Annotated in this window: 24 protein-coding genes and 1 pseudogene; 12 read left to right on the forward strand and 13 right to left on the reverse strand. The window is 70.6% G+C overall.

Annotation, left to right across the window (positions count from 1 at the left end):
* The first annotated feature begins 160 nt into the window (after window positions 1-160).
* From ACIPUC_RS13610 to ACIPUC_RS13620, 3 genes are all read left to right on the forward strand, one after another.
* On the forward strand, window positions 161-688 hold the full coding sequence (locus tag ACIPUC_RS13610; protein WP_446589365.1) for a hypothetical protein: 528 nt from the start codon (window positions 161-163) through the stop codon (window positions 686-688).
* 441 nt (window positions 689-1,129) lie between these two features.
* Window positions 1,130-1,636 carry a DoxX family protein gene (locus tag ACIPUC_RS13615; protein ID WP_446589366.1) on the forward strand — a complete coding sequence of 169 codons (507 nt, stop codon included), beginning with the start codon at window positions 1,130-1,132 and terminating at the stop codon, window positions 1,634-1,636.
* Between the two features lie 280 nt (window positions 1,637-1,916).
* Entirely contained in the window at window positions 1,917-3,296 is a 1,380-nt protein-coding gene (locus ACIPUC_RS13620) for a vanadium-dependent haloperoxidase (RefSeq protein ID WP_446589367.1), read from the forward strand.
* Window positions 3,297-3,307: 11 nt separating this feature from the next.
* Here the strand turns inward: ACIPUC_RS13620 and ACIPUC_RS13625 are convergent, their stop codons facing one another.
* Entirely contained in the window at window positions 3,308-4,717 is a 1,410-nt protein-coding gene (locus ACIPUC_RS13625) for a glycosyltransferase 87 family protein (RefSeq protein ID WP_446589368.1), read from the reverse strand.
* 112 nt (window positions 4,718-4,829) lie between these two features.
* On the opposite strand from ACIPUC_RS13625, the gene ACIPUC_RS13630 reads away from it, so the two are divergent.
* Together ACIPUC_RS13630 and ACIPUC_RS13635 are read left to right on the forward strand one after the other, a co-directional pair.
* Complete coding sequence (locus ACIPUC_RS13630; RefSeq protein ID WP_446589369.1) at window positions 4,830-5,990, forward strand: molybdopterin-dependent oxidoreductase; 1,161 nt, start codon at window positions 4,830-4,832, stop codon at window positions 5,988-5,990.
* Between the two features lie 5 nt (window positions 5,991-5,995).
* On the forward strand, window positions 5,996-6,592 hold the full coding sequence (locus tag ACIPUC_RS13635) for a hypothetical protein (RefSeq protein WP_446589720.1): 597 nt from the start codon (window positions 5,996-5,998) through the stop codon (window positions 6,590-6,592).
* Here ACIPUC_RS13635 and ACIPUC_RS13640 read toward each other — a convergent pair.
* The 3 genes from ACIPUC_RS13640 to ACIPUC_RS13650 are packed head-to-tail and all read right to left on the reverse strand — an operon-like array spanning window position 6,568 to window position 8,626.
* Window positions 6,568-7,281 (reverse strand): class I SAM-dependent methyltransferase, encoded by a 714-nt coding sequence (locus tag ACIPUC_RS13640; protein ID WP_446589370.1) that lies wholly within the window; start codon window positions 7,279-7,281, stop codon window positions 6,568-6,570. The two genes, ACIPUC_RS13635 and ACIPUC_RS13640, sit on opposite strands and share 25 nt — an antisense overlap.
* Window positions 7,278-7,934 carry a TIGR04282 family arsenosugar biosynthesis glycosyltransferase gene (locus ACIPUC_RS13645; RefSeq protein ID WP_446589371.1) on the reverse strand — a complete coding sequence of 219 codons (657 nt, stop codon included), beginning with the start codon at window positions 7,932-7,934 and terminating at the stop codon, window positions 7,278-7,280. The genes ACIPUC_RS13640 and ACIPUC_RS13645 overlap by 4 nt, the downstream gene beginning before the upstream one ends.
* On the reverse strand, window positions 7,931-8,626 hold the full coding sequence (locus ACIPUC_RS13650; RefSeq protein ID WP_446589373.1) for a glycosyltransferase family 2 protein: 696 nt from the start codon (window positions 8,624-8,626) through the stop codon (window positions 7,931-7,933). The genes ACIPUC_RS13645 and ACIPUC_RS13650 overlap by 4 nt, the downstream gene beginning before the upstream one ends.
* Window positions 8,627-8,742: 116 nt before the next feature.
* On the opposite strand from ACIPUC_RS13650, the gene ACIPUC_RS13655 reads away from it, so the two are divergent.
* Both ACIPUC_RS13655 and ACIPUC_RS13660 read left to right on the forward strand, forming a co-directional pair.
* A complete protein-coding gene (locus tag ACIPUC_RS13655; RefSeq protein WP_446589374.1) occupies window positions 8,743-9,474 on the forward strand; it encodes a response regulator transcription factor in 732 nt (243 codons plus the stop codon).
* Window positions 9,471-10,589, forward strand: coding sequence for a sensor histidine kinase (locus ACIPUC_RS13660; protein ID WP_446589376.1), 1,119 nt, complete (start codon window positions 9,471-9,473; stop codon window positions 10,587-10,589). The genes ACIPUC_RS13655 and ACIPUC_RS13660 overlap by 4 nt, the downstream gene beginning before the upstream one ends.
* 28 nt (window positions 10,590-10,617) lie before the next feature.
* On the opposite strand, the gene ACIPUC_RS13665 is transcribed toward ACIPUC_RS13660, so the two are convergent.
* Window positions 10,618-11,688, reverse strand: coding sequence for an NAD-dependent epimerase/dehydratase family protein (locus ACIPUC_RS13665; protein WP_446589377.1), 1,071 nt, complete (start codon window positions 11,686-11,688; stop codon window positions 10,618-10,620).
* Between the two features lie 176 nt (window positions 11,689-11,864).
* Here ACIPUC_RS13665 and ACIPUC_RS13670 point away from each other — a divergent pair, with 176 nt between their 5' ends.
* Together ACIPUC_RS13670 and ACIPUC_RS13675 are read left to right on the forward strand one after the other, a co-directional pair.
* Complete coding sequence (locus ACIPUC_RS13670; RefSeq protein WP_446589379.1) at window positions 11,865-12,113, forward strand: SCO4226 family nickel-binding protein; 249 nt, start codon at window positions 11,865-11,867, stop codon at window positions 12,111-12,113.
* A 77-nt stretch (window positions 12,114-12,190) separates the two neighbouring features.
* Window positions 12,191-13,726 (forward strand): fused MFS/spermidine synthase, encoded by a 1,536-nt coding sequence (locus ACIPUC_RS13675; protein ID WP_446589721.1) that lies wholly within the window; start codon window positions 12,191-12,193, stop codon window positions 13,724-13,726.
* Here ACIPUC_RS13675 and ACIPUC_RS13680 read toward each other — a convergent pair.
* The 5 genes from ACIPUC_RS13680 to ACIPUC_RS13700 all read right to left on the reverse strand — a co-directional run bounded on the left by ACIPUC_RS13680 (window position 13,710) and on the right by ACIPUC_RS13700 (window position 16,736).
* A complete protein-coding gene (locus tag ACIPUC_RS13680) occupies window positions 13,710-14,372 on the reverse strand; it encodes a deoxynucleoside kinase (protein WP_446589381.1) in 663 nt (220 codons plus the stop codon). The two genes, ACIPUC_RS13675 and ACIPUC_RS13680, sit on opposite strands and share 17 nt — an antisense overlap.
* 614 nt (window positions 14,373-14,986) lie before the next feature.
* A complete protein-coding gene (locus ACIPUC_RS13685) occupies window positions 14,987-15,463 on the reverse strand; it encodes a DUF5709 domain-containing protein (RefSeq protein ID WP_446589383.1) in 477 nt (158 codons plus the stop codon).
* Between the two features lie 51 nt (window positions 15,464-15,514).
* Entirely contained in the window at window positions 15,515-15,766 is a 252-nt protein-coding gene (locus ACIPUC_RS13690) for a hypothetical protein (RefSeq protein ID WP_446589385.1), read from the reverse strand.
* A gap of 14 nt (window positions 15,767-15,780) precedes the next feature.
* On the reverse strand, window positions 15,781-16,032 hold the full coding sequence (locus ACIPUC_RS13695; protein ID WP_446589387.1) for a hypothetical protein: 252 nt from the start codon (window positions 16,030-16,032) through the stop codon (window positions 15,781-15,783).
* Window positions 16,033-16,169: 137 nt separating this feature from the next.
* Window positions 16,170-16,736 (reverse strand): hemerythrin domain-containing protein, encoded by a 567-nt coding sequence (locus ACIPUC_RS13700; RefSeq protein WP_446589389.1) that lies wholly within the window; start codon window positions 16,734-16,736, stop codon window positions 16,170-16,172.
* A 199-nt stretch (window positions 16,737-16,935) separates the two neighbouring features.
* Between ACIPUC_RS13700 and ACIPUC_RS13705 the strand changes: the two genes are divergently transcribed.
* Window positions 16,936-17,469, forward strand: a complete 534-nt coding sequence (locus ACIPUC_RS13705) for a hypothetical protein (protein ID WP_446589390.1) — start codon at window positions 16,936-16,938, stop codon at window positions 17,467-17,469.
* 171 nt (window positions 17,470-17,640) lie between these two features.
* Window positions 17,641-19,113 carry an aminotransferase class I/II-fold pyridoxal phosphate-dependent enzyme gene (locus ACIPUC_RS13710; RefSeq protein WP_446589391.1) on the forward strand — a complete coding sequence of 491 codons (1,473 nt, stop codon included), beginning with the start codon at window positions 17,641-17,643 and terminating at the stop codon, window positions 19,111-19,113.
* 290 nt (window positions 19,114-19,403) lie between these two features.
* On the opposite strand, the gene ACIPUC_RS13715 is transcribed toward ACIPUC_RS13710, so the two are convergent.
* On the reverse strand, window positions 19,404-19,601 hold the full coding sequence (locus ACIPUC_RS13715; RefSeq protein ID WP_446589392.1) for a DUF2795 domain-containing protein: 198 nt from the start codon (window positions 19,599-19,601) through the stop codon (window positions 19,404-19,406).
* A gap of 62 nt (window positions 19,602-19,663) precedes the next feature.
* Window positions 19,664-19,816: pseudogene (locus ACIPUC_RS13720) on the reverse strand (GHMP family kinase ATP-binding protein); the annotation flags it as partial.
* A 622-nt stretch (window positions 19,817-20,438) separates the two neighbouring features.
* Here ACIPUC_RS13720 and ACIPUC_RS13725 point away from each other — a divergent pair.
* On the forward strand, window positions 20,439-20,936 hold the full coding sequence (locus tag ACIPUC_RS13725; RefSeq protein ID WP_446589393.1) for a hypothetical protein: 498 nt from the start codon (window positions 20,439-20,441) through the stop codon (window positions 20,934-20,936).
* A 180-nt stretch (window positions 20,937-21,116) separates the two neighbouring features.
* On the opposite strand, the gene ACIPUC_RS13730 is transcribed toward ACIPUC_RS13725, so the two are convergent.
* Complete coding sequence (locus tag ACIPUC_RS13730; protein ID WP_446589395.1) at window positions 21,117-21,827, reverse strand: MOSC domain-containing protein; 711 nt, start codon at window positions 21,825-21,827, stop codon at window positions 21,117-21,119.
* Between the last annotated feature and the right edge of the window lie 277 nt (window positions 21,828-22,104).

Raw genomic sequence — 22,104 nt, forward strand, 5'->3', positions numbered from 1 at the left:
CCCCGACGAGTCCGCCGCCCGCGGTGAGGATCAGGCCCAACCGCGGCGGTGTGGAGGGCGGTGTCCGTCGTCCCGACCGCGAGAGTGGCGCGGACGCCGCCGCCCGCCTTGACCTTCGACACCTGCAGAGAATGAGTTATGGCGCCGATATGCTGATCTCATGACGGTATCGAGCGCCTTTGGGCATCCTCGTTGGGGATTCCAGTTCCACTGGTGGGCGGTCGATCCGTTCAGCCGAGTCGGGTTGTTCTACTCCGCGTTCGGCCCGGTGCCCTCGGCGGCAAACGCCCATGAACAGACCCTGGATGAGGCGACTGCCTGGGCCAGGACGCGTCACCCGGAGTGGTTCGACGCGCAGTGCGGGGAGGATGATTGTCCTACGTACTGTGTCGTCGAGCTGGCACGGGCGCCATATCTGTTCACCTGGGCCGAGGAACACGACGATCGCTACTACCGATACGGCGTCCCAACCCAACCGCTTTTGATGTCCGAGTTGCCTGCGGCACTGGCTGCTGCCGTGCGGCTTGTAGAGGTCGACTTTCCCTTTGACCAGGCCGAGCGCATCGACCTCGGATACCCCGGAGGTCGGGAGGTCATCTCGGCCACGGCGCCAACCGCCTGTACGTGCTGCCAACGGCACCCGGACGGGCAGGAGCCGCACACCGTAGAACAGCTCGGTGTCTCGTAGAGCGGTGCATCTGCTGTGCAGTTCGCAGGGCCAGCTCTCTATGCGAGCTCGGCTGCGTTGGTCAACCAGCCGCTGTGGCCTGACCGGCCCTCTCGGCGGGACGGCGCTTGAAGCCGGGATGCCACCGCCGGGACGGAAGAGCCCGAACACGGCTGCACGCCAGCGCTTGCCGGGCCGTAGACAGGGCTCATGAAACGCAGCAGAGAAGAGATCGCGCCGGGCTTGCCGAACAGCCTGTGGCACGCCCTGGCGCGGCTCCAGCACACGCACCCCGCCTCCGTGGGCCGGACGGCTGGTGCGCGAGGCGATCGGGTTCTCCTCCTTCGGCGTCCTGGCCGGCGCGACGCGCCCTGCGTTCACGAGAACCACCGGTGCAGCGGCGCCGCACGGGACGATGTCGCCACCACACCATCCCCCGGCGGCGGAAAAGGGGCACCGCACATGGCTCCGCTCAACTCCTTGCAAACGAAGCTGACCGACACGCACGCGCCCGGCGCCGTGATCCTCATCCGCCTCTACGTCGGCGCGGTCTTCCTCTTCGAAGGCATCCAGAAGTTCCTCTATCCCGACGCTCTCGGCACCGGCCGGTTCGACAAAGCCGGCATCCCTGCCCCCGGTTTCTTCGCCCCCCTGGACGGGGCCTTCGAGATCGCCTGCGGCGTGCTGATCCTCGCCGGGCTGCTCACCCGCCTCGCCGCGCTCCCCATGATCGTCAACATGCTCGGGGCCCTGCTGATCACCAAAACGCCGATGCTGTGGGGCGGCGCCCCGCTGTTCGACGGCAAGGCCGGCTGGTGGGACTTCATCCACGAGTCCCGCACCGACCTGGCCCAGCTCTGCGGCAGCCTCTTCCTCCTCATCGTCGGCGCGGGCGCCTACTCCCTCGACGCACGACTCAACCGCGTGGCGACCCCGACGAGGGAAGCAGTCGTGGCCACCGGCCGGTGACCGGGAGGGACTCCGGGCGCCTCTGCCGGGTCGGTTCCCGGCGCGTGGCGGCTCGAGCTGCCTGCGCATGCCGCGGCAACGGGTTCCGGACGGGTACGTGCCCGGCATGAGCCATTCCGCCGACGGAACGCCGACTCGGCATTCCATCGGCGCACGGATTCGCGCAATGATCACGCGGCCACCGACCCGGTGGTGATCAAACAGCTGCTTGGTCACGGGGAGTTGAGGCATGTCCGCGAAAACTCGAACCGGTAGACGCCGTACGAGGATCTGGCACCGGGTGCTGGCCACAGCGGCCGTGATGGCCGCCACGGGCGGTGTGCTCACGATCGCTCCGCAGCCCGCCCAGGCAGCGCTGCCGGCCCATCCGATCGCCGACCCCGTCCACTACTGGAACGACGTCCTGCTCCAGGTCATCCGACGCGAGGGCGGCGGCCCCGGGCCGATGTCCCGCTCGGCAGCGATGCTGAACGCGGCCATCTACGACGCGGAGAGCTCGTACCAGCTCAAGTGGAAGGGCAAGATCACCTCGGAGCCCTACATCTACGCCCACAAGTACGCGGGCTGGGCCGAAGGCCCGGACGAGGAAGAGCGGGTGATCGGCCGGACGGCGTACAACATCCTGCTCGGGCTCTACGGCAAGAACCAGACGCACTTCCTGGACGCGAAGTTCCGCGAGCGGTTCGGCACGGAACCCACCTCGTTCGACCTGCTGGACACCACGGTCGTCGGCCGCATGGTCACGCAGATGAGGGACGCGCGCAACGGCGACGGCTCCGACAACGACCAGGTGTACGTCGGGGACGACAAGCCGGGTGCCTGGCGGCCCACCAGCTACCCGGACATGCCCGACCCGTCGTGTGAGCGCGAGAGCCAGGCCGTCACCCCCTTCTGGGGACAGTTGAAGCCGTTTGCGCTCACCTCCGGATCGCAATTCCGGCCGGCGACCCCGGGTCTCTACGGAACATACGAGAAGCTGCTGGCCAGCGATGCCTACAAGGCACAGGTCGAAGCGGTGCGGTCGGCCGGCGCCGACAAGCCCACCCCGCGCACCCCGGTCGTCAACCGCACTCCGGACCAGGAGGCGGCGGCCTGGTTCTGGGCCAACGACCTGGACGGGACCTACAAGCCGCCGGGCCAGCTGCTCCAGGCGACCCGTGAGGTGTCCCAGGCGCGCGGCCTGACCACGTACGAGAACGCGCGGCTGTTCGCGCTCGTCTCGATCGCCATGGCGGATGCCGGGATCGCGGTGCGCGACGTGAAGTTCCTGACGCCGATCGACCTGTGGCGGCCAGTGTCGGCGATCCGTGAGGGTGGCCTGGATCCCGAGTGGAAGCCGCTGCTGAAGACCCGGGCGGGCGTCAACGTCAGCCCCTGCTTCCCGGCCTGGACGTCCGGCCACGCGACGTTCGGCGCGGCCTGGGCCGGAGTGATGAAGCGCTACTTCGGCAGCGACAACATCGCCTTCGACATGACCACCGACGACCCCGAATCGCCGGTCAGGACCCGCCGCTTCACCAGCTTCAGCGCCGCGGCCGCCGAGGATGCCTACAGCCGCGTCTGGCTCGGGGTCCACTTCCCGTGGGACGCCGAAGACGGACTCACCCTCGGCGACAAGGTGGCCGGGCACGTCTTCGACACCAAGCTGCGCAGGCTATAGGAAGATCGGGGTCACCCAAGGCGGGGGCGGCCGGTCGCGCTCGGCGGCCGGCTGCCCCGCCTCGGGGCCGAAGGACCGCCCGCCGCCGCGTGCCGGCGCCGTACGGCCCAACCGGCCAGGACGACGGCTCCGGCAAGGGCATAGGCCACCGTGCCCGTCGCGCCGCCGAAGGGCCGGCCTGCGACGTAGACGACCGCACCAGCGACGGCGACGCCGAGCCATTCCCAGCGACCGTCGAGGGCGACCAGGGCGACCAGCAGCAGCGCGTACCAGGAGTAGCCGGGGGTCATGAGCAGGAACGCGGTCCCGGTGACCAGCAGGGCGCCGCTCCAAGGGCGGTCGGGGTCGCCCCGGCGCAGGACGTACGCCACCACCCCCGCCATCACGCCCACGGCCAGCGGCAATGCCCACGTGTCCGGGAGGAGGAGGCGGAGCAGGGCGTATCGTCCGCCGGCGCCGGCGTCCTCGTAGCCCTCCTCCTCGGCGTAGCCCCCGAGATATCCGAACACGGACGAACTGGACCCCACGACGTACGGCAGGTAGACCAGTGCGACGACCGCGGCGGCGGGCAGCAGCACGCCGACCGCGTCTCGCGTACGCCGTACACCGGACAGGGCACCGGGCAGCAGGACGCCGGGCAGCATCTTGGTGGCGATGGCCAGGCCGAACAGCGCGCCGCCCATCACCTTGTGCCGGGCGACCACCCCGAGGGCGGCGACGGAGAGGAGTACGGCGAGTACGTCCACGTGGGCGTTGTTCACCGCCTCGATCGGCACGGCCGGACACCATGCCCAGTAAGCGGCGTTACGGGGATCACCCCGGCGGCGCAGGATCCGCAGGAGCGCGCCGGCCGTCGCCACGGACAGCAGGGCCGCACCGGTCTGGAGGGCCTTGTGACGGACGTCCGACGACGAGAGGGCGTGGACCAGCAGGAAGTAGCCCTCGGCGACGGGCGGGTAGAGGGTGTGCACCTGGGGGCGGTTGATCCGTGTGCACGTCCCGTCGGTCACCGGTGCCCGGTCCGGCCCCGCGCAGGCGGCGGCGCCCTGAGGGAAGAGCCAGTCGTCGCGCAGGCCGGCGAGCGCGGGGTCGGCGGGCGGATGGTCGTACGGCGAGATGCCGGCGGCCTGCACCCGGCCGTCCCAGGCGTAGCGGAACGAGTCGGTGCTGGTGCGGGGAGCCGCGACCAGCCCGGTGGCGGCGACAGCCACCGCGCCGGCCAGCACAAGCGGGGCGACGTGCCGGGCCGAAACCTTGCGCAGGGCCCATGCGGCTGCGGCGAACAGTGCCCACGAGGCCGCGTACCACCAGAACAGCCCGGCCGGGTCCGCGAAGTAGCCGTCCTTGCGCACGGTCAGCACGAGGGTGACGGTCAAGGCCGCCAGCAGCAAGGTGGTGGCGGCGGTGCGGGGGCTGTTCATGGTGACAGCCTGCAGCGGAAGGGTGGGAAAACTGCCGCACCTGGCCTGACGTCCGCGTTTCGTAAGGTGTCCAAGGCTCCGCAGGGTGCCTGGTGGCGCTGTGATGGGAGACATGACTCCCCGAACCCGCTGGCGCCCTGTCCTTCCACCCGTGCGACCGCCCTCGTTCTCGGGGCGCCTGCACGACGCCCGAACCGCGACGTCCGTCGGGCGCTGGCTGGGCATCGCCTTCGCCGTGTGCTTCGTGACCGGGCTGATCAGCCACTACCTCCAGCATCCGCCGGGCTGGCTGGCCAACGGCCTGCCGAGCCGGCCCGTCTGGGGATATCGGCTCACCCAGGGACTGCACATCGCCTCGGGACTCGCTGCGATCGTGCTGCTCCTGGCGAAGCTGTGGGCCGTCTACCCCCGGCTGTACGTCTGGCCGCCGGTCCGGTCGGTGCGGCACGCGCTGGAGCGGCTCTCGGTGGCGGTACTGGTGGCGACGGCGGTCTTCCAGGTCTTCACCGGGCTGCTCAACATCGTCGAGTGGTACCCGTGGCCGTTCTCCTTCGTACCCGTGCACTTCGCCGTGGCGTGGGTGGTGGCGGGCTCGATCCTGTTGCACGTCGCCGTGAAGGCGCCGGAGATCAAGGCCCATTGGGGGCGGCGGTCGGCCGGGACGCTGGAGCTGCCGGCCGAGGACGCCCGGGACCGGCGCTCGCTCCTGCTGGGCGTCGGGGCGGCCGTCGGAGTCGTGACGCTGACGACGGTCGGACAGTCCTTCACCCCGCTGAAGCGGCTCGACCTGCTGGCGCCCCGGCATCCCGATGACGGGCCGCAGGGGTTGCCGGTGAACCGTACGGTGGCCGCGGCGGGTGTGACGGCGGCGGCCCTGCGCGACTGGCGGCTGGAGGTGCTCGGGCCCCGGCCCCTCACGCTGACGCTCGATCAGCTGCGGGCGCTGCCCCAGGTGCAGGCGCGGCTGCCGATCGCGTGCGTCGAGGGCTGGAGTGTGGAGGCGCGCTGGAGCGGCGTACGGGTGCGTGACCTGGTGGCGCGGGCCGGCGGGCGGCCGGACGCCGGGGTGCGTGTGGTCTCCCTCGAAGTGCGGGGCGCCTACAGGGTGATGGAGATGGGCCGGGAGTACGTGGAGGATCCCCTGACGCTGCTGGCCCTCTCCCTGAACGGCGAAGTCCTTTCGCCGGACCACGGCTACCCGGCTCGGATCATCGCGCCGAACCGGCCCGGCGTGCTGCAGACGAAGTGGGTCACGCGGCTGGAGGTCCTGTGAAGAGCATGCAAGCCGGCGTGCGCCGGGTGGGAGCGGTCCGCTGTGCGCTGGGTGCGCTGGGCCTGCTGTTGATGGGAATCGGAGCCTGGCAGTTGTCGGCGGTGCCGGCGTCCGAGGACGTGGGCGTGTGGCTCCTCGGTGCGCTGGTCCTGCACGACGCCCTGGTCGCGCCGCTCGTACTGGCCGTCGGGTTCCTGATCGCCGCCGTCCCGGCCCGCGGGGTGCTGCGCGGCGCCTTGATCGCCGGTGGTTCGCTGGTGCTGATCACCCTGCCGTTGCTGCTGCGGCCGGGGGCTCCGCCCAACCCTTCCGCGCTGCCCCTTCCTTACGGGCGGAACCTGCTGCTGGTGCTCGGGGCCGTGGCGATCTCCGCCGTCCTGGCGGCGGTGGTGGCACGCCGCCGCCCGCAGGAGCCGGGCGGCGGAGCCGGTCCCGGTTCCCGGCCGCGGCGGGGAACGGGGAGTGGCAGCGGGCCGGAGCCCGGCCCGGCGCCCGGCCGGCGACCGGAGCCGGAGCCGGAGGCGGAGGCCGAGCCCGAGTCCGGTCCTGGGAGCGGTCCGGAACCCGGAGCCGGGCCTCAGGCTCGCGGCGACGGGGCCTGAGGCCGCCGCGAGAGTTCCACGAAGACCCGCCCCGCCACCGACCACTCGTCCGTGAGGCACCAGTCGGTGGCCCGGGCGTGGCGGTGCAGGGCGCGCCTACCGAGCCGGGCCCAGACGAAGGGCGCGCCGAGCCCGCCCCGGCCGTTGTCGAGTCGCACCTCGCAGCGCTCGTCGACGTCCACCCCGAGGCATTCCACGATGAGCCGCGCTGCGGAGCCGGTCACTTCCTCCAGCCGCTTCAGCAGGGCGGCGGGGTCCCCGCCGATGCCGATGTTGCCGTCCATGAGCAGTGCCGTGTCCCAGCGTCCTTCCCCGGGCAGCCGCTCGAAGACCGACCGGCACAGTGCGAGGCCGCCCAGCCGTTCGGCTCGGGCCACCGCCGCCGGGCTCACGTCGACGCCCAGCGCTCGGTGTCCCCGTGCCGCGAGCGCGGCGACCAGCCGTCCGGGACCGCATCCGATGTCCAGCACGGAGCCCCGGCACCGGGCCAGCACGCTCACGTCCGCCGCGTCCGGGGCGGCGCACCAGCGTTCCACCTCCAGCGGCAGGAGCCAGCCGTCGCTGCGGCGCAGGAACAGCGGGCCTTGCCCGTTGTCCAGTGCATCGGCGTACGGGTCCTCGCGCCAGGCGGTCGGCCGGGAGAAGGTGCCCTGGGCCGTGACCGCCTCTCCTGCCCCGCGGAGTCTCACGCGCGCACCGGTCCGTTGCCGGAGCCGGCGGTGGCCGCCGTGAGCCGCGCGTGCAGGGCTGCGAAGCGTCCGCCCGACACCTCATCGGCCACCAGCCGTGCGTCCTCGGCGGTGTCCACGTCCCGCAGCAGCGGCAGTCGTCCGACCCGCAGCCCCGCGGCATCGAGCCGTGCGAGCTGCACCGCGCCCGTCTCGGGCGCCGACATCGGGACCCCGCGCAGCAGCGCGGGGTCCGGTGCGGCCAGCCCGAGCGCCCAGAAGCCCCCGTCGATGGCGGGCCCGAACCACGCGCCGTGCTCCTGCCAGGCGTTCGGCCCGAGCGCCGGAGCCAACAGGTCGGGTGTGACCTGCGGCGTGTCCATGCCGATCAGCAGCGTCGGCCCGGCGCAGGCGGCGAACGCGGCGGCGAGCCGCTCGTCCAGGCCTCCGGCGCACTGCGGGACGACCTCGAACCCTGGCGGCAGCCACGGCCCGGGACGGCCGTCCAGGACGAGGACCCGCCGCTCGGCCGGGGCGGCGGCGACCGCCTCCAGGGTGTCGGCGAGGGCGGCTTCCGCCAGCCGGGCCGCCTCGTCCGGGGTGAAGGGGGGCGTGAGCCGCGTCTTCACCCGCCCCGGCACGGGTTCCTTCGCGATCACCAGAAGGGTGGTCACTTGCGTCCCCCCGATACGGCTCCGGTGGCCACCGGTTCGGCGAGCACCCGGCTCATGTCGTGCACCGCCTGGTACGTGCCGCGCCAGGTGCCCGTGACCTTGGACTTGCCGGCCCGGGGCAGGTAGGGCACGTCCACCTCCCGGATCCGCCACCCGGCATCGGCGGCGCGGACCACCATCTGGAGCGGGTAACCGCTGCGCCGGTCGGTGAGGTCGAGCCCGAGGAGCGCCTCGCGGCGCGCCGCCCGCATCGGGCCCAGGTCGTGCAGCCGCAGGCCGGTGCGCCGGCGCAGCATCCGGGACAGGGCCAGGTTCCCGGCCCGGGCGTGGAGGGGCCAGGCTCCGCGGCCCTGGGGCCGGCGCCGTCCGAGGACGAGGTCGGCCCCACCGGCCTCGAGGGTGCGTACGAAGCCGGTCAGCAGTCCGGGGTCGAGCGAGGCGTCGCAGTCGCAGAAGCACACGACCTCGGCCTCCGCGGCCGTCAGTCCCGCGTGGCAGGCGGCGCCGAAGCCGCGTCGGGGCTCGTGGACCACGGTGGCGCCGAGGTCGCGGGCGATGTCGGCGGATCCGTCGGTGGAGCCGTTGTCGACCACGAGGGCCCGCCAGCCGGCGGGGATGCGGGCGAGGACCCAGGGCAGAGCCCCGGCCTCGTTGAGACAGGGAAGTACGACGTCTACGGTCACGGATTTCACCGTATGGATGTCAGACGGACAGCGGGGCCACCGACTCCTTACGAAACGCGGACGTCACCCTCAGCGCGGCCCGAGCGGGGACCGTGGCCGGCGCGGACGGTGAGACCCTTGGCCGCATGAGCATGGGGAACACGCAGGGCAGAGTCCTCGTCGTAGACGACGATCCAACGGTGGCCGAGGTGGTGACCGGCTATCTGGCACGCGCCGGCTTCAGCGTGGAACACGCCGCGGACGGCGCCGCGGCCCTTGCGAGCGCCGGACGGGCCTGGCCGGACCTCGTCGTCCTCGACCTCATGCTGCCGGGACTGGACGGACTTGAAGTGTGCCGCCGACTTCGTGCGACCGGCCCGGTGCCGGTGGTCATGCTCACCGCACGCGGAGACGAGGAAGACCGCATCGCCGGGCTGGAGCTGGGCGCGGACGACTACGTCACCAAGCCCTTCAGCCCGCGTGAACTCGTCCTGCGGGTGGAGTCCGTCCTGCGCCGCAGCCGCGGCCGGAGCGTTCCGGCCACCACGTCACCGGAGCCCACGCTGCGCGGGGGAGGACTGGCCCTGGACCCCGGCACCCGCCGCGCCGCGAAGAACGGTCTGCAACTCGCGCTCACACTGCGGGAATTCGACCTTCTCGCCCACTTCCTGCGGCACCCCGGCCGGGCGCACAGCCGCGAAGACCTGATGCGAGAGGTGTGGGGCTGGGACTTCGGTGACCTCTCCACCGTCACCGTCCACGTCCGCCGACTGCGCGCCAAGATCGAGGACGACCCCGCCCGGCCGCGGTTCATCCAGACGGTGTGGGGCGTCGGATACCGCTTCGCCATCCCGTCCACGTCCGGGGAGGCGCTGTGAAGGACTTGCTGCTCATCGCCGCCTTCGCCCTCGGCGGAGCCGCCTGCGCGGGAGCCCTCGGCGCAGTTGTCCTGCGCCTGCTGCGCCACCGTTCGGTCGCCGTCTCCCTCACCGTGGTGGCTGCCGTCACGGTCACGGCGATGCTCGCGGGCACCCTCGCCGTCGCGCGGGCGATGTTCCTCTCCGCGCACGACCTCACCGTCGTCACGCTGGTGGTCGCGATGGCCGCCGTGGTCTCCCTGGCGACCGCCCTGTTCCTGGGGCGATGGGTCGTTGCCCGCAGCCACGATCTCGCCCGCGCCGCACGCCACTTCGGGGACGACGGCAGTTTCGCCGCTCCGCCCGTGCAGGCCACCGCGGAACTCGCCGTCCTCTCCCGGGAACTGGCCGCCACCAGCGCCAAACTCGCCGCCTCACGCGAGCGGGAACGGGCACTGGAGACCTCACGCCGCGAGCTGGTCGCCTGGATCTCGCACGACCTGCGAACCCCGCTGGCAGGACTGCGGGCCATGTCGGAGGCGCTGGAGGACGGTGTGGCCGCGGACCCGGCCCGCTACCACCGGCAGATCGGCGCCGAGGTCGAACGCCTCAACTCCATGGTCGGCGATCTGTTCGAACTCTCCCGGATCCACGCCGGGGCCCTGACCCTCACCCCCACCAGGATGTCGGTCTACGACCTGGTGGGCGACGCGCTCTCCGGTGCCGACCCGCTCGCCCACGCACACGGCGTACGGCTCGTGGGCGCCGACATCGAGCCGGTGCCCGTGGACGTCGACGGCAAGGAGATGACCAGGGTCCTGGCGAACCTCCTGGTCAACGCCATCCGCCACACCCCCGCCGACGGAACGGTCGCCATCGCCGCCGAACGCCGTGCCGACGCCGTGGTCCTCTCGGTGACAGACGGCTGCGGAGGCATCCCCGACGAGGACCTGCCGCGCGTCTTCGACACCGGCTGGCGCGGCACCCCCGCCCGGACCCCGCCCGCCGGCGCCGGCCTCGGCCTCGCCATCGTGCGGGGCATCGTCGAAGCGCACGACGGCCGCGCCGACGTACGCAACGTGCCGGGCGGCTGTCGCTTCGAGGTGACCCTGCCCCTGCCCGCCCCGGCCGGCTGACGGGAACAGGACGTGCACCCTTCGACCGCTACGCGCGCTGCGGGACACCGGGCGAGGCGCGCAGTTCCGCCCGTGCGAACTGCGCCATCCCTTCGGCGAAGCCCACCCGGGGCAGCCACCCCAGCTCGCCCCGCAGGCGCGCAGAATCGGCCGTGACGTGCCGGACGTCACCGAGCCGGAACTCACCCGTGACCACCGGACCGGGTCCACCGTGGGCGGCCGCGAGCGCCGAGGCCATCTCGCCGATCGTGTGCGGCTCGCCACTGCCCGTGTTGTAGGCGGTGAACGAGCCTGCCGCGAGGCCGCCCACCGCCTCCAGCGCCACCGCGTTGGCCGCGGCCACGTCCCGCACGTGCACGAAGTCCCGCCGCTGGGCCCCGTCCTCGAACACCCGCGGCGCCTCCCCCCGGGCCAGCGCCGACCGGAAGAACGACGCCACCCCGGCGTACGGGGTGTCCCTCGGCATCCCCGGCCCGTACACGTTGTGATAGCGCAGCGACACCGCCCGCCCGCCCGTGGACCGTGCCCAGGCGGCGGCCAGGTGCTCCTGCGCCAGCTTGGTGGTCGCGTACACGTTGCGCGGATCGGCCGGAGCGTCCTCGTCCACCAGGCCCGGGACCAGCTCCGCCCCGCACACCGGGCAGCGCGGTTCGAACAGCCCCGCCTCCAGGTCCGCGACCTCGCGCGGCCCGGGCCGTACGACCCCGTCCCGCGGGCACTCGTACCGCCCCTCCCCGTAGACGACCATGGAGCCCGCCAGCACCAGCCGAGACACCCCGGCTTCTGCCATACCGGCCAGCAGCACGGCTGTCCCGAGGTCGTTGCAGTCCACGTACGCGGGTGCGTCCGCGAAGTCCTTCCCCAGCCCGACCATCGCTGCCTGATGGCACACCGCGTCCACCCCACGGAGCGCGGACCGCACGGTCTCCGCGTCCCGGACGTCCCCCCGGACCATCGCGGCGTCCGGCAGGGCCGGTGGCACGGGGTGAGCGGCGGGCAGCAGCGCGTCCAGGACGACGGGCTCGTGGCCGCCCTCGGTCAGTGTCGTGACGATGTGCGCGCCGATGAACCCCGCGCCTCCGGTGACGAGTACTCGCATGACGCGGACGCTACGGAACCCCACGGCCGAACCGCCCGCTCCACGCCCGGACGTAAGACATCCGTCATCGGATGGGGCACGCCGCGGCGGGCTGCGGCCGGCAGGCGCGGGGTCGCCGGTCCGCCCCGTCGGAGGGACGATGGTGGGAGACAAGCGAGCACAGGAGATGTGTGGCTATGACGAAGTACATGGACGTCCACACCGGAATGACCGGCATCACGGCCGAACAGCTCTCGGCCGCTCATCGTGCGGACCTGGCTATCGAGAAGGAAGAGGGAGTGCACTTCGAGCGCGCCTGGGCGGACCCTGCGTCCGGAACGGTGTACTGCCTGTCCGAGGCCCCCTCGGCAGAGGCGGTGCAGCGCATTCACGAGCGGGCGGGACATCCTGCGTCCGAGATCCACCCGGTGCCGCTCAGCGTGTGAGCCCGCCACGCCCACTGTGAGCAGTGGAATGGGAATTCTCGCAATGTGCCGATGAGTCGCATGCAAAGATGGCGCCCGTGACCGGATCGTCCTCCTCGCCTGTCGCCGAGGGCACGCCTCCCGACTACGGCCTCGGGCCCCGTGCCGCGGCCGTCCTCGTGTTCGGGTCGTCGGCTGCGGTCCTGGTAGTGGAGATCGTCGCTCTGCGGCTGCTGGCTCCCTACCTCGGCCTCACCCTCGAGACCAGCACCATGGTGATCGGCATCGCCCTCACCGCGATCGCCTTCGGCTCCTGGCTGGGCGGACGCATCGCCGACCAGGTCAATCCGCTCCGGCTCATCGGCCCCTCGCTCGGGGTGTCGGGAGCGGTCGTGGCGCTCACCCCTGCCGTGCTGCGCACCACAGCGGAATGGGCACCAGCGCTGCTCCTGTTGATCGCCGCGCTGACCATCCTCGTGCCGGGCGCACTGCTCTCTGCGGTGACGCCGATCGTGACCAAGTTACGTCTCACCAGCCTCGCCGAGACCGGAACGGTTGTCGGCCGGCTGTCCGGCGTCGGCACCGTCGGCGCCATCGTCGGTACGGTCCTCACCGGCTTCGTCCTCGTCTCCCGGCTGCCGGTCAGCGGCATCCTGATCGGCCTCGGCACACTGCTGGTGGTCGGCTCGGCACTGGTTGAGTGGCGAACGCGCGGGTGGAGCAGCGCCCCTGCCCTCACACTCGTGGTCGTGGCCGGCGGCCTCGCCACCATGGTCGCGCCCGGCGGCTGCGACACGGAGACCAGATACCACTGCGCACGGGTCGTCGCAGACCCAGACCGGGGCAGCGGCCGCACACTCGTCCTGGACGGCGTACGGCACTCCTACGTCGACATCCACGACCCGACCGTCCTCCAGTTCGAGTATGTGCGCGCCATTGCGTCGGTGGTCGATGCCGCCTTTCCCAAAGCCGAGGCACTGGATGCCCACCACTTGGGCGGCGGCGGGCTCACCTTTCCCCGTTACCTCGCGGCCACGCGGCCCGGGACGCGCAGCCTGGTGTCCGAGATCGATGGCGGGGTCGTGCGCATCGACCGCGACCAACTGGGTCTGAGGGCACACGACGGTATCGACGTACGCGTCGAGGACGGCAGGCTCGGCCTGCGGCGACTGGACGCCGGCAGTCGTGACCTCGTTGTCGGCGACGCCTTCGGAGGCGTCAGCGTGCCGTGGCACCTCACTACGGTGGAAGCGATGACCGACGTACGGCGGGTGCTCAACGAAGACGGCCTGTACGTTGCCAACCTCATCGATCACGGTGGTATGGCCTTCGCACGTGCCGAAGTAGCCACCCTCGCCGAGACGTTCGAGCACGTCGCCCTCCTCGGCAAACCCGCCGACATCGGCCTCGACCCGACCGCCACCTCCGCGGGCGGCAATCTGGTGGTGATCGCCTCCAACCGACCGGTCGACCTCTGCGCGACCCAGGAAGGGCTGGACGCCAGGCAAACCAGCTGGAAAATCGCCACCGGCGAAGCCCTCGCCTCCTGGGTCGGCGATGCACAACCGCTCACCGACGACTACGCACCCGTCGACCAGCTCCTCCAGCCCTACAGCGTCAGGCCCGGTGCCTGACCGCGACCAGGGCGTCCTTGACCTCCTGCGCCACGCGGGCCGCGTCCTCGGGGTTGTTCACCACATCGGTGTGGTTCATGTCGACGACGAGGACCTCGCTGGCCGAGTAGTGCTTGTGCACCCAGTCGTCGTAGCCGGACCACAGCGTCCGGTAGTACTCGACGAGGCTCTCGTCCTGTTCGAAGTCACGGCCCCTCAGGCCGATACGGTGCAGCACCGTATCGAAGTCCGCCTTGAGGTAGACCATGAGATCGGGTGCCTTGCGGTACGGCAGGCCGTCGATTTCGCGCATCATCTCGTCGAGCAGTCCCTCGTACACCCGCATCTCGAGGGAGCTGATCCGGCCCAGGTCGTGATTGACCTTGGCGAAGTACCAGTCTTCGTAGATGGACCGGTCGAGGACGTTGTCGCCCTGCTTGTACGCCTCCTTGATCGAGGCGAACCGTGTCTGCAGGAAGTAGAGCTGGAGCAGGAAGGGGTAGCGCCTCGCCTGGATCTCCTCGGGGCTCGCCGTGTAGAAGAGCGGAAGGATCGGATTGTCTTCCACGCTCTCGTAGAAGACTTCGCTGCCCAGCTCCTTGGCGAGCAGTTCGGCGACACTCGTCTTGCCGATTCCGATCATGCCTCCGACGCAGATCACTGGCATACCTCACTTCTCCCCGGGGGTTCTTCCGTTCGTGGCCGGGGGTGCTCGGCGCGCCACACCCCTGAGACGCACGCCGGCGGTCACGCGACTCCGCGGGATCTTCATGATCAGCGTCATGTGGTCCCCCGTCCGGACCAAGGCCTGGCCCGGGCCGTTCTCCGTTCCGCAGTCGCCGCGCCCTGTGACGGTCCGCAGCTCCGCAGCCGCCTTGAATCTTAAATGACGATCGTTCCCCTGCTGGCCAGAGCGCCGGCAGCCGGGTGCGGCGGCCGGGCGGCCCGGCGCTGACCCGGCTGGTGGCAGAGACCGGGCCAGGAGACGGCGGAGCCCGTTCAGACCTCCCGCTTGTGGTGATGACCGGTTGGCTGCCGAGCTTGCGGCGCAACCGGCCGACGGTGACGGCGACTTGACACAGAGGCCCGAGCGGGCGCCCGTCGCGTGCGGCGCTTCCCCGTACCGGATCGAGCTCGACGCCGGAACCCGGGGTCGTCGGCGCCCTGGCCCAGACCGCCCACGCGGTCGGCGGGGGAGTCCGCGGCGGTCACAGGTGTGGAGAAACGCCGGTCAGGGCGGTCCTGGGGCGGTCAGGCGCCGACGGCCGGCGCGGCCGCCGGTCAGAGGGTCGAGTCCGGTTCCTCGCCCTCGACGACGTGCATGGCCGCTTCCTCGGCGCTCGCCGCGCCGCCGTCGACGCCTTCGTCCCGGGCGATCAGTTCCTTGGTGGTGTCGGTACGGGCGCCCTCGTCCGGCGCCCTCAGCCGCCCGGCGCGGTCGGTACCCACCTCGGTGTCGATCAGTTCTCCCTGCCCGCCGGGCAGGTCCCCCAGACCGTCCCCTTCGGGCTCCGCCACGTCCGGGACCTCCTGGGACAGCCTTTCGTCCAGGGTCTCGCCGGCCTTCTGCTCCTCCGCCGTCGTGCCGTATTTGGTGACGCCCAACGGCTTCTCGGGAGGGGAGTAGCCCTCGTCCAACATGTCGTCGTAGGTACGCTCGTCCACGGCGTTCTGGAGGTCCAGGGGCGCCGCGTCCTCCTGCTCCTCATTGGTGCCCGTGGGCTGATAGGCGTCGTCCGCCATCTGGTTCTCACTCATCAGGCGCTCCTTTGCCATGGCTGTCAGGGCCGAGGCCGAGGGATGCGGTGATCATGCGCCGAGGTGCGTGATCGCGGTGTCCAGCCGCGACGCCAAGGCGTCGATGTCCTGCTCGGTCGGTGTGCCGGTCGGCAACGTAGCGGCCAGATCACGGCCGGAGGCGATTTCGACGGCCCCGGAGTACGGCTCCGATGCCAGCCGGTCCGAGGGGACGACCTCCGTACGACCCTCCAACAGCACGAGAGAGTGGTTCTCGCCGGATTGATCGAGAAGGGCGCGGACCTGTGCGCGTGTGACTGCCACGGCCCCGTCCCCTCTCACCGGCTCCCGGAGCCGGAGTCGGTTTCCGAGGGGTTCTCGGATTCCTCCTCGGATGCCACCTCGACACCGGCCAGGGGCTCCCCGCTACCGGTGCCGGCCTGGTGGTAACCCTCTCGGGCGCTTGCCGTGCCGGGAACGGTGCGCTCCCGCGCCTGGCTCTCCGAACCGGAGTGGGCTCCCGGTTCCTCGCTGCTCCGGGCGCGCTCGTACGCGTTCTGCCGCGCGGCGTCCGGTGTGTGCTTGGTCATCTCGGTGTCCTTCTGTCTCGATGACCCCTTGGGGCGGCTGCCCCCGAAAGGGCAGGCGAAACAGCCGTGAGCGCCAGGCCGGCGGCGCCTGTCCCGCAGGTACCGCCGGCCTGGCGAAGGGGGAGGTGCCGGCCCTCTCAGGAGGGTTCTTTGCCTCGTCCGCTCATCGCGTCACGCAGGCGGTCGACGAGCCCGACCCCCGGGGCCAGCAGCTTGTTGGCAGGCGGCTTGTCCGGGGCGGACGGGTGCGGACGCGTGGGCGCCATCTTCTTGGCCTGGCGCACCTTGTCGCCGAGCTTCTCCAGCATTTCCGTGGAACACGCTTGCCGCAGGCGGGGAAACAGGTTGTTCTCCTCGTCGTTCACGTGGCTGCGGATCTCCGTCATCAGCTTCATGACGAGCTCGTCGAACCGGGGATGATCAGCGTCGCATCCCTCGAGTTCCTTCATGATGCGTTCCGCTGCGGCGTGATCTTCCAGTTCCTTGTCGGCCATGCTGTCGCCGTTCGGAACGTGCTCGCGTACGGCGGGATACAGGTACGCCTCTTCGGCTACCGAATGCCGGACGAGTTCCATGGTGACCTGGTCGGCGTACATCTTTCTGCGGGCGTCACCGGAGGGCATTTCCTCGATGTTTGCGAAAAGTTCCTCGACCTCCTGGTGGTCGGTCATCAGTTCCGCGATCACGTCACCGCCGTGTCCCATGGGGAGCGCCTTTCTCTGTGAGGTTGCTGGCCCCCCAGTGAATCGCGCGACGCGCACAGAGCGTGGTTCCGCTCCACTCAGCGTGTCGGCCGCACTTGCGCCGAAGGGCCCGTGACCTGCGCCATTCCCCGAATGCCCGCGAGGCGATACGATCCCTTTTTCTTCCTTCGCCCTCCCCCTTACTCCGAATTGGCCACCCGTGTCGGCAGACTCCTCGCTCTCCTCGCTCATAGCGGCGACGGCCCAGTGGCTCACCAGCGCCTATCCCTCCGGCCGAGGCGCCTTGCAGCGCGGCCTCGCCGAGGCCCAAGCGCGCCAGGCCGTCACCGTCGCCGCGTGGCTGCGGTACCCCACGGAGCTGGACGCCCAGCTGATGAACCTGACGGGGCCGGGTGGCTCCGCACGGCTCGACTGGGTCACGGGCGCGGAGAACGAGGGCGACGCGTGGGATCCAGAGCTGCACGCGTGGCGCACCTGGGTGGACGAGGTCGTCGCGAGCTGGGCCGCCTGCCTGCTCGGCACGCCGGCCCTGGTCACCGCGGCGCTCACCACTCTCGCCGGGACGACACGGGGGACGGGCGAGCCGATCGATTTCCGGCGCCTGAGTCATCCGAACGAGAACGACTGGCAAGCAGCCGCGCTGCTGCGCCACCCGGACCTCCTCGCTCCTGTGGCCGAACTCCATCACGCGCAGCTCAAGGACCTCCTGGAGAGCAGCGCGCACTCCTCCTGAGCGCGCCTTTTCCCCCGGGGAAGCGACGCCCCAGGCACTGACGAGCTCCTCGCTGTGATCGACGAGTGCCGAGCGCATTGGCGACGGTGACCCGGGCAGACGCGGTCCATGCCATGCCGCCATGGGGCGGCGGCCGCCCGGACGACGTACGTACCCCCAGTTGGAGTTGTCATGGACCACTCTCGCGCACCGGTACTCGAGGCGCTGCAGGAATTCCGACGCCGAGGCGACATCGCGTACGGTCCGCCGGGTCACAAGCAGGGGCGCGGGGTGGACCCCAGAGTTGCCGACATTGTGGGGCTCGACGTGTTCCGGGCGGATGTGCTGGCACTCAACGGGCTGGACGACCGGCGGCAGTCGCAGGGCGTGTTGAGCCAGGCCCAGGACTTGATGGCCGATGCGGTGGGCGCGGAGAAGGCGTTCTTCTCAACCTGTGGGAGCTCGCTTTCGGTGAAGTCCGCGATGCTGGCGGTCGCCGGGCCCGGCGAAAAGCTGCTGCTGTCACGGAACGCCCACAAGTCCGTCATCGCGGCGGTGGTGGTGAACGGCGTCGAGCCGATCTGGGTGCACCCGAAGTTCGACTCCGAACGGCACCTGGCACACCCGCCGGAGCCGGACGACGTACGCCGACGGCTCCAGGAACATCCTGACGCCAAGGGGATGCTGCTGATCACGCCCACCGATTGGGGCACGTGCGCCGATATCAAGGGCGTGGCGGACGTCTGCCACGCCTTCGACGTACCGCTGATCGTCGACGAGGCATGGGGCGCCCACCTGCCCTTCCATCCCGGTCTGCCGGCCTGGGGCATCGACGCGGACGCGGACCTGGTCGTCACCAGCGTGCACAAGATGGGCGGAGCCGTCGAGCAGAGTTCGGTCTTCCACCTCCAGTACGACCGGGTCTCGCCGGACGTGCTCAAGCAGCGGGAGGACCTGCTGGGGACGACCAGTGCCTCCCCGCTGGTGTACGCCACGCTCGACGGCTGGCGGCGCCAGATGGTGGAGCACGGCCGGGACCTGCTGGAGCGTGCCCTGGGGCGGGCGTCACGGATCCGGGCGACCGTCGCCGCTCTGCCCGGGCTGAGGCTGATGGACCGCGAGGTGATCGAGGCGGGTCTCGCGGCCGAGCTGGACCCGCTCAAGATCGTGGCCGATGTCCGTGACCTCGGGATCAGCGGCATGCAGGCGGCGGAGTGGCTGCGGGCCGAGTGCCACGTGGACGTGGGTGGTTCCGACTCCTGCCGGATCAGTGCGTCGATCACCCATGCCGATGACGACGAGACCGAGAAGGTCCTGGTCGGCGCCTTGCGCACGCTGGTGGACCGCGCCGATTCGATCGAACGGCAGCCCGCGGTGCACCTGCCGGAGCCGTCGGCGCTGGAGCTCGAGCAGGCGTGCCTGCCGCGCGAGGCGTTCTTCGCTGAGGCAGAGCACGTGCCGGCCCGGGCCGCCGTGGGGCGGATCGCCGCGGAGATGGTCAGTCCGTATCCGCCGGGGGTGCCCGTGGTGGCCCCCGGAGAGGTCATCAGCGCCGAGGTGGTGGACTATCTGCGCAGCGGTGTCGAGCACGGCATGCTGATCCCGGATGCGGCGGACCCGTCGATGAAGACGCTCCGGGTGGTGGCTCGCGGCAAAAACTACTGAGGCGGCGGTCGGGACACCGAGATCTCGGCTGCGCGGCCGTGTGAGCAGGGGGGGCAGTGGCGCCCCAGTGTCCGCGTACCGCTCGCGGACGGGGTCCCTAGGGCGAGCGGCCCGAGGGAGCCGACTGAACTGTGGAGGAACGGACTGCGTGTCGGTGAGGTCACCCGGCCGCTTGCCCAGGTGACCACGCGCCGGCCCACGGACGGCGTGGCTCGTTTCGCGCCCTTCCTCGTGAGGCGTTGTTCGGGCGGCGCCGCTTGCCGACGCGGCGCCGCCTCCTGCGGGCGTAGTCAAGCGCCGCTTCCGAAGACCGCTTTCTGCACGTCGTCGGGACCGTCGTACCGCTTGGTGCCGGAGCCCTGGAGCTTTTCGACAACGCTGTCGTCGGCTCCGTTGCTCTTCGCCAGAGAGGCGAGGTCCTTGGCGCTGGCGGGGTATTCGGCGCCCTTGAGGGCCTTCTGTACGTCGATGGGACTGAGCTTCGCCATGCTGGCCTCCTTGCTCCGATCGTTGGCTCTTCTTGCGTTTCCGTTCCGCTCTTTGCCACTGCCCCCAAAATCCGCATGCGATTCAGGGCAGGGGTGACTTCCCCGGAGAGCGCCGTGACGACCTCGAGCGCCGCGGACGAGGACAGCCCGGCGCCGGTCGGCACCGTGCTGTCGTCATGGCTGTCGGCGTCGCGGGGTAGGTGGCCCAGCCGTCGTTGCGGCTTGGTGTCGGGTGAGGACGGTCTTCGCCGCAGGCATCATGGCCCTTGTCTCCCTGATGCGGTGTACGCCCTTGCCTGACGAAGAACGTTGCCGCACGCCGTCGAGCGCCAGCCCGCCCCCTCCGCCCTGCGGCGCTGCACGCCCCTGCCGCCCGCGGCCCGGCCAGAAAGGAGGCAACGTTTAGCAAGATCAACCCATGGCGTCAAGACACGAATTTCGGTTACATGACGCCCGCCTCTCCTTGGCCTCTACTTGGAACACGACCACACGTCCGGAAATGCGGGACCGAACCGCAACACGAAGGGAAATCTGACGTGAAGCCTTCCAACCCTCGCAACATTCCGGCCGTCGTCCCCAGCCCCGGCGGGCGGCATCGCCCCTCCCGGCGACCGCAATGGCGGCTCCCGGACTCCGCGGCCCGCGGTCGAATATCGGCACGCGAAGAAGAAGTGGTGAAAGGGCGCGAAAGCCACCCATATGAAGGTCAGATCCCCGACAACACGCTGAATATCCGAGCTGACCACCGTGACGCTCATGCCGAATCCTCGCCGGAGCCCGACGTTTCGGAAAGCCTCTGACCGAGGGTCGGCGCACTTCACGAGAAAAGGATTTTCCATGGACAAAGTCTCCCGGAGCCGACGATTCGTGGCGCTCGCAGCCTCGGCAACCTTGGTCACTGGAGGGGTCCTCCTCTCCCACCCGGCATTCGCCGCCCCAGCGCAGCAGCAGAGCGCTGCGGCCGCCGCTGGGAATGCGACCTCGCTCAGCACGACGCAGACCCCGAAGAGCGGCATGCCGTCGATGCTGCCGACCACCTATTTCGGCTGCGGCCGACCACCGAACGGCGGCACTCCGAACACCCCGAACGGTACTGAGGAGTGGACGCGTGGTTACTGTGACGGCCATTTCGCGGGCGCGCAGGCCGGTGAGAGGGACGGAAAGCTGTGCCGTCCGAAGAATCTACCGTTCTTCCCCTATGGCACTGAGTACGCAGAGGGTCAGCGGTCCGGCTATGTAAGTGCCTACAACGAGAACTACTGGCACAATTACTCACACAAGCGTTGCCGCTGGTTCGTTCGACACACGCCGCCCTATTATCCGCCGGTGCACTGACATCGAGCCGACAGTTTCCTGCCGCGCGAGAATGCGCGGCAGTGCGGTGTCCGACCCTCGCCCTTTCCCGCAAGGGCGAGACTGGGCAGGCGGGCGACGCCGCGCACGGCGGCGCGGGGACCCGATGGCATCCCGGTGAGTGGAGGTCGCGAGCGTCGTTCCCGCTTCTGCGGACCCTCGTCAGATGAGAGTGACAGCGTCCCCGTAACTCACCGGGCCGGGCGTCACCACTGTGGCCAGGGCATCCAGCCGGGCGTGATGAGCCTTCGCAATGACTCGCAGCACCAGCGGGGAATGAGGCAGATCCTGCTGGGCCTCATTGGTCATGACACACCGCTCGCTGGAGCGCACGAACTCCACACAAAGGGCACCCCCGATCCACGCCTTGCGTCCGAACCACTCGTCCTCGACGAACGGACGGGTACCCGGTGGGGTCCGCACCAGGAGATTCGGCCTGAAGCGCCGCTCATCGACCGGAACCCCGGGAACGGCCGCACGTACCCAGTCCAGAGTGGCTGTGGTCAGGATGCTCAGAGGAAGCTGGTCGAAGTGGGAGATCGCCTGCTCGCGGGCTACTTCGACGTCATGAAGGCCAAGGTACCGGCGCAGGTAGCCAGTTGGATCCGCAACGGGCGCGCCGTGCGGATCCAGCAGTTCGGGCTGCTCCGTCCCGCCCAGGTAGCGGGAGCGCAGCTGCAGCAGGCCGGGCATCCGGCGGAATCGTCGGGTGTTCTTCCCCGAGCCGAACTTGCCCTTGCCGTCGCGCACCGCAAACAGGCGGTCGCCGACAAGACCGCGGGAGTCGACGTCCGCCTGCTCCAGCTGTTCGCCTCCCGTCGACTTGATCGGATACCGCCATATGCGCTCGACCGTTCCCGTGGTGTGCGTCATTCAGCAGAGCCTACAAGAGTAATCCTGCCCGATTTCGGGCAGGAAGTAGGAAGTTGGGCTGGGTAGGTGCGCCTGGCCGCAGCTGTTGTTCCCGTGGGAACCGACGGGCATGGCGACCTGCGATGCACTCACTCGCCTGAAAGAGCGTCATGTCCGGCAGAGCAGTCGGACCTCCGGCGGGGGCGTCCCGTGGGGGGGGGGGGGGGGCGGCGGCCCCCCCCCCCCCCCCCCGCGGGGGGGGCGGGGGGGGGCCCCCCGCGGCCTGATGCACCCCCCG

The organism is Streptomyces sp. LARHCF249 (assembly GCF_052871255.1).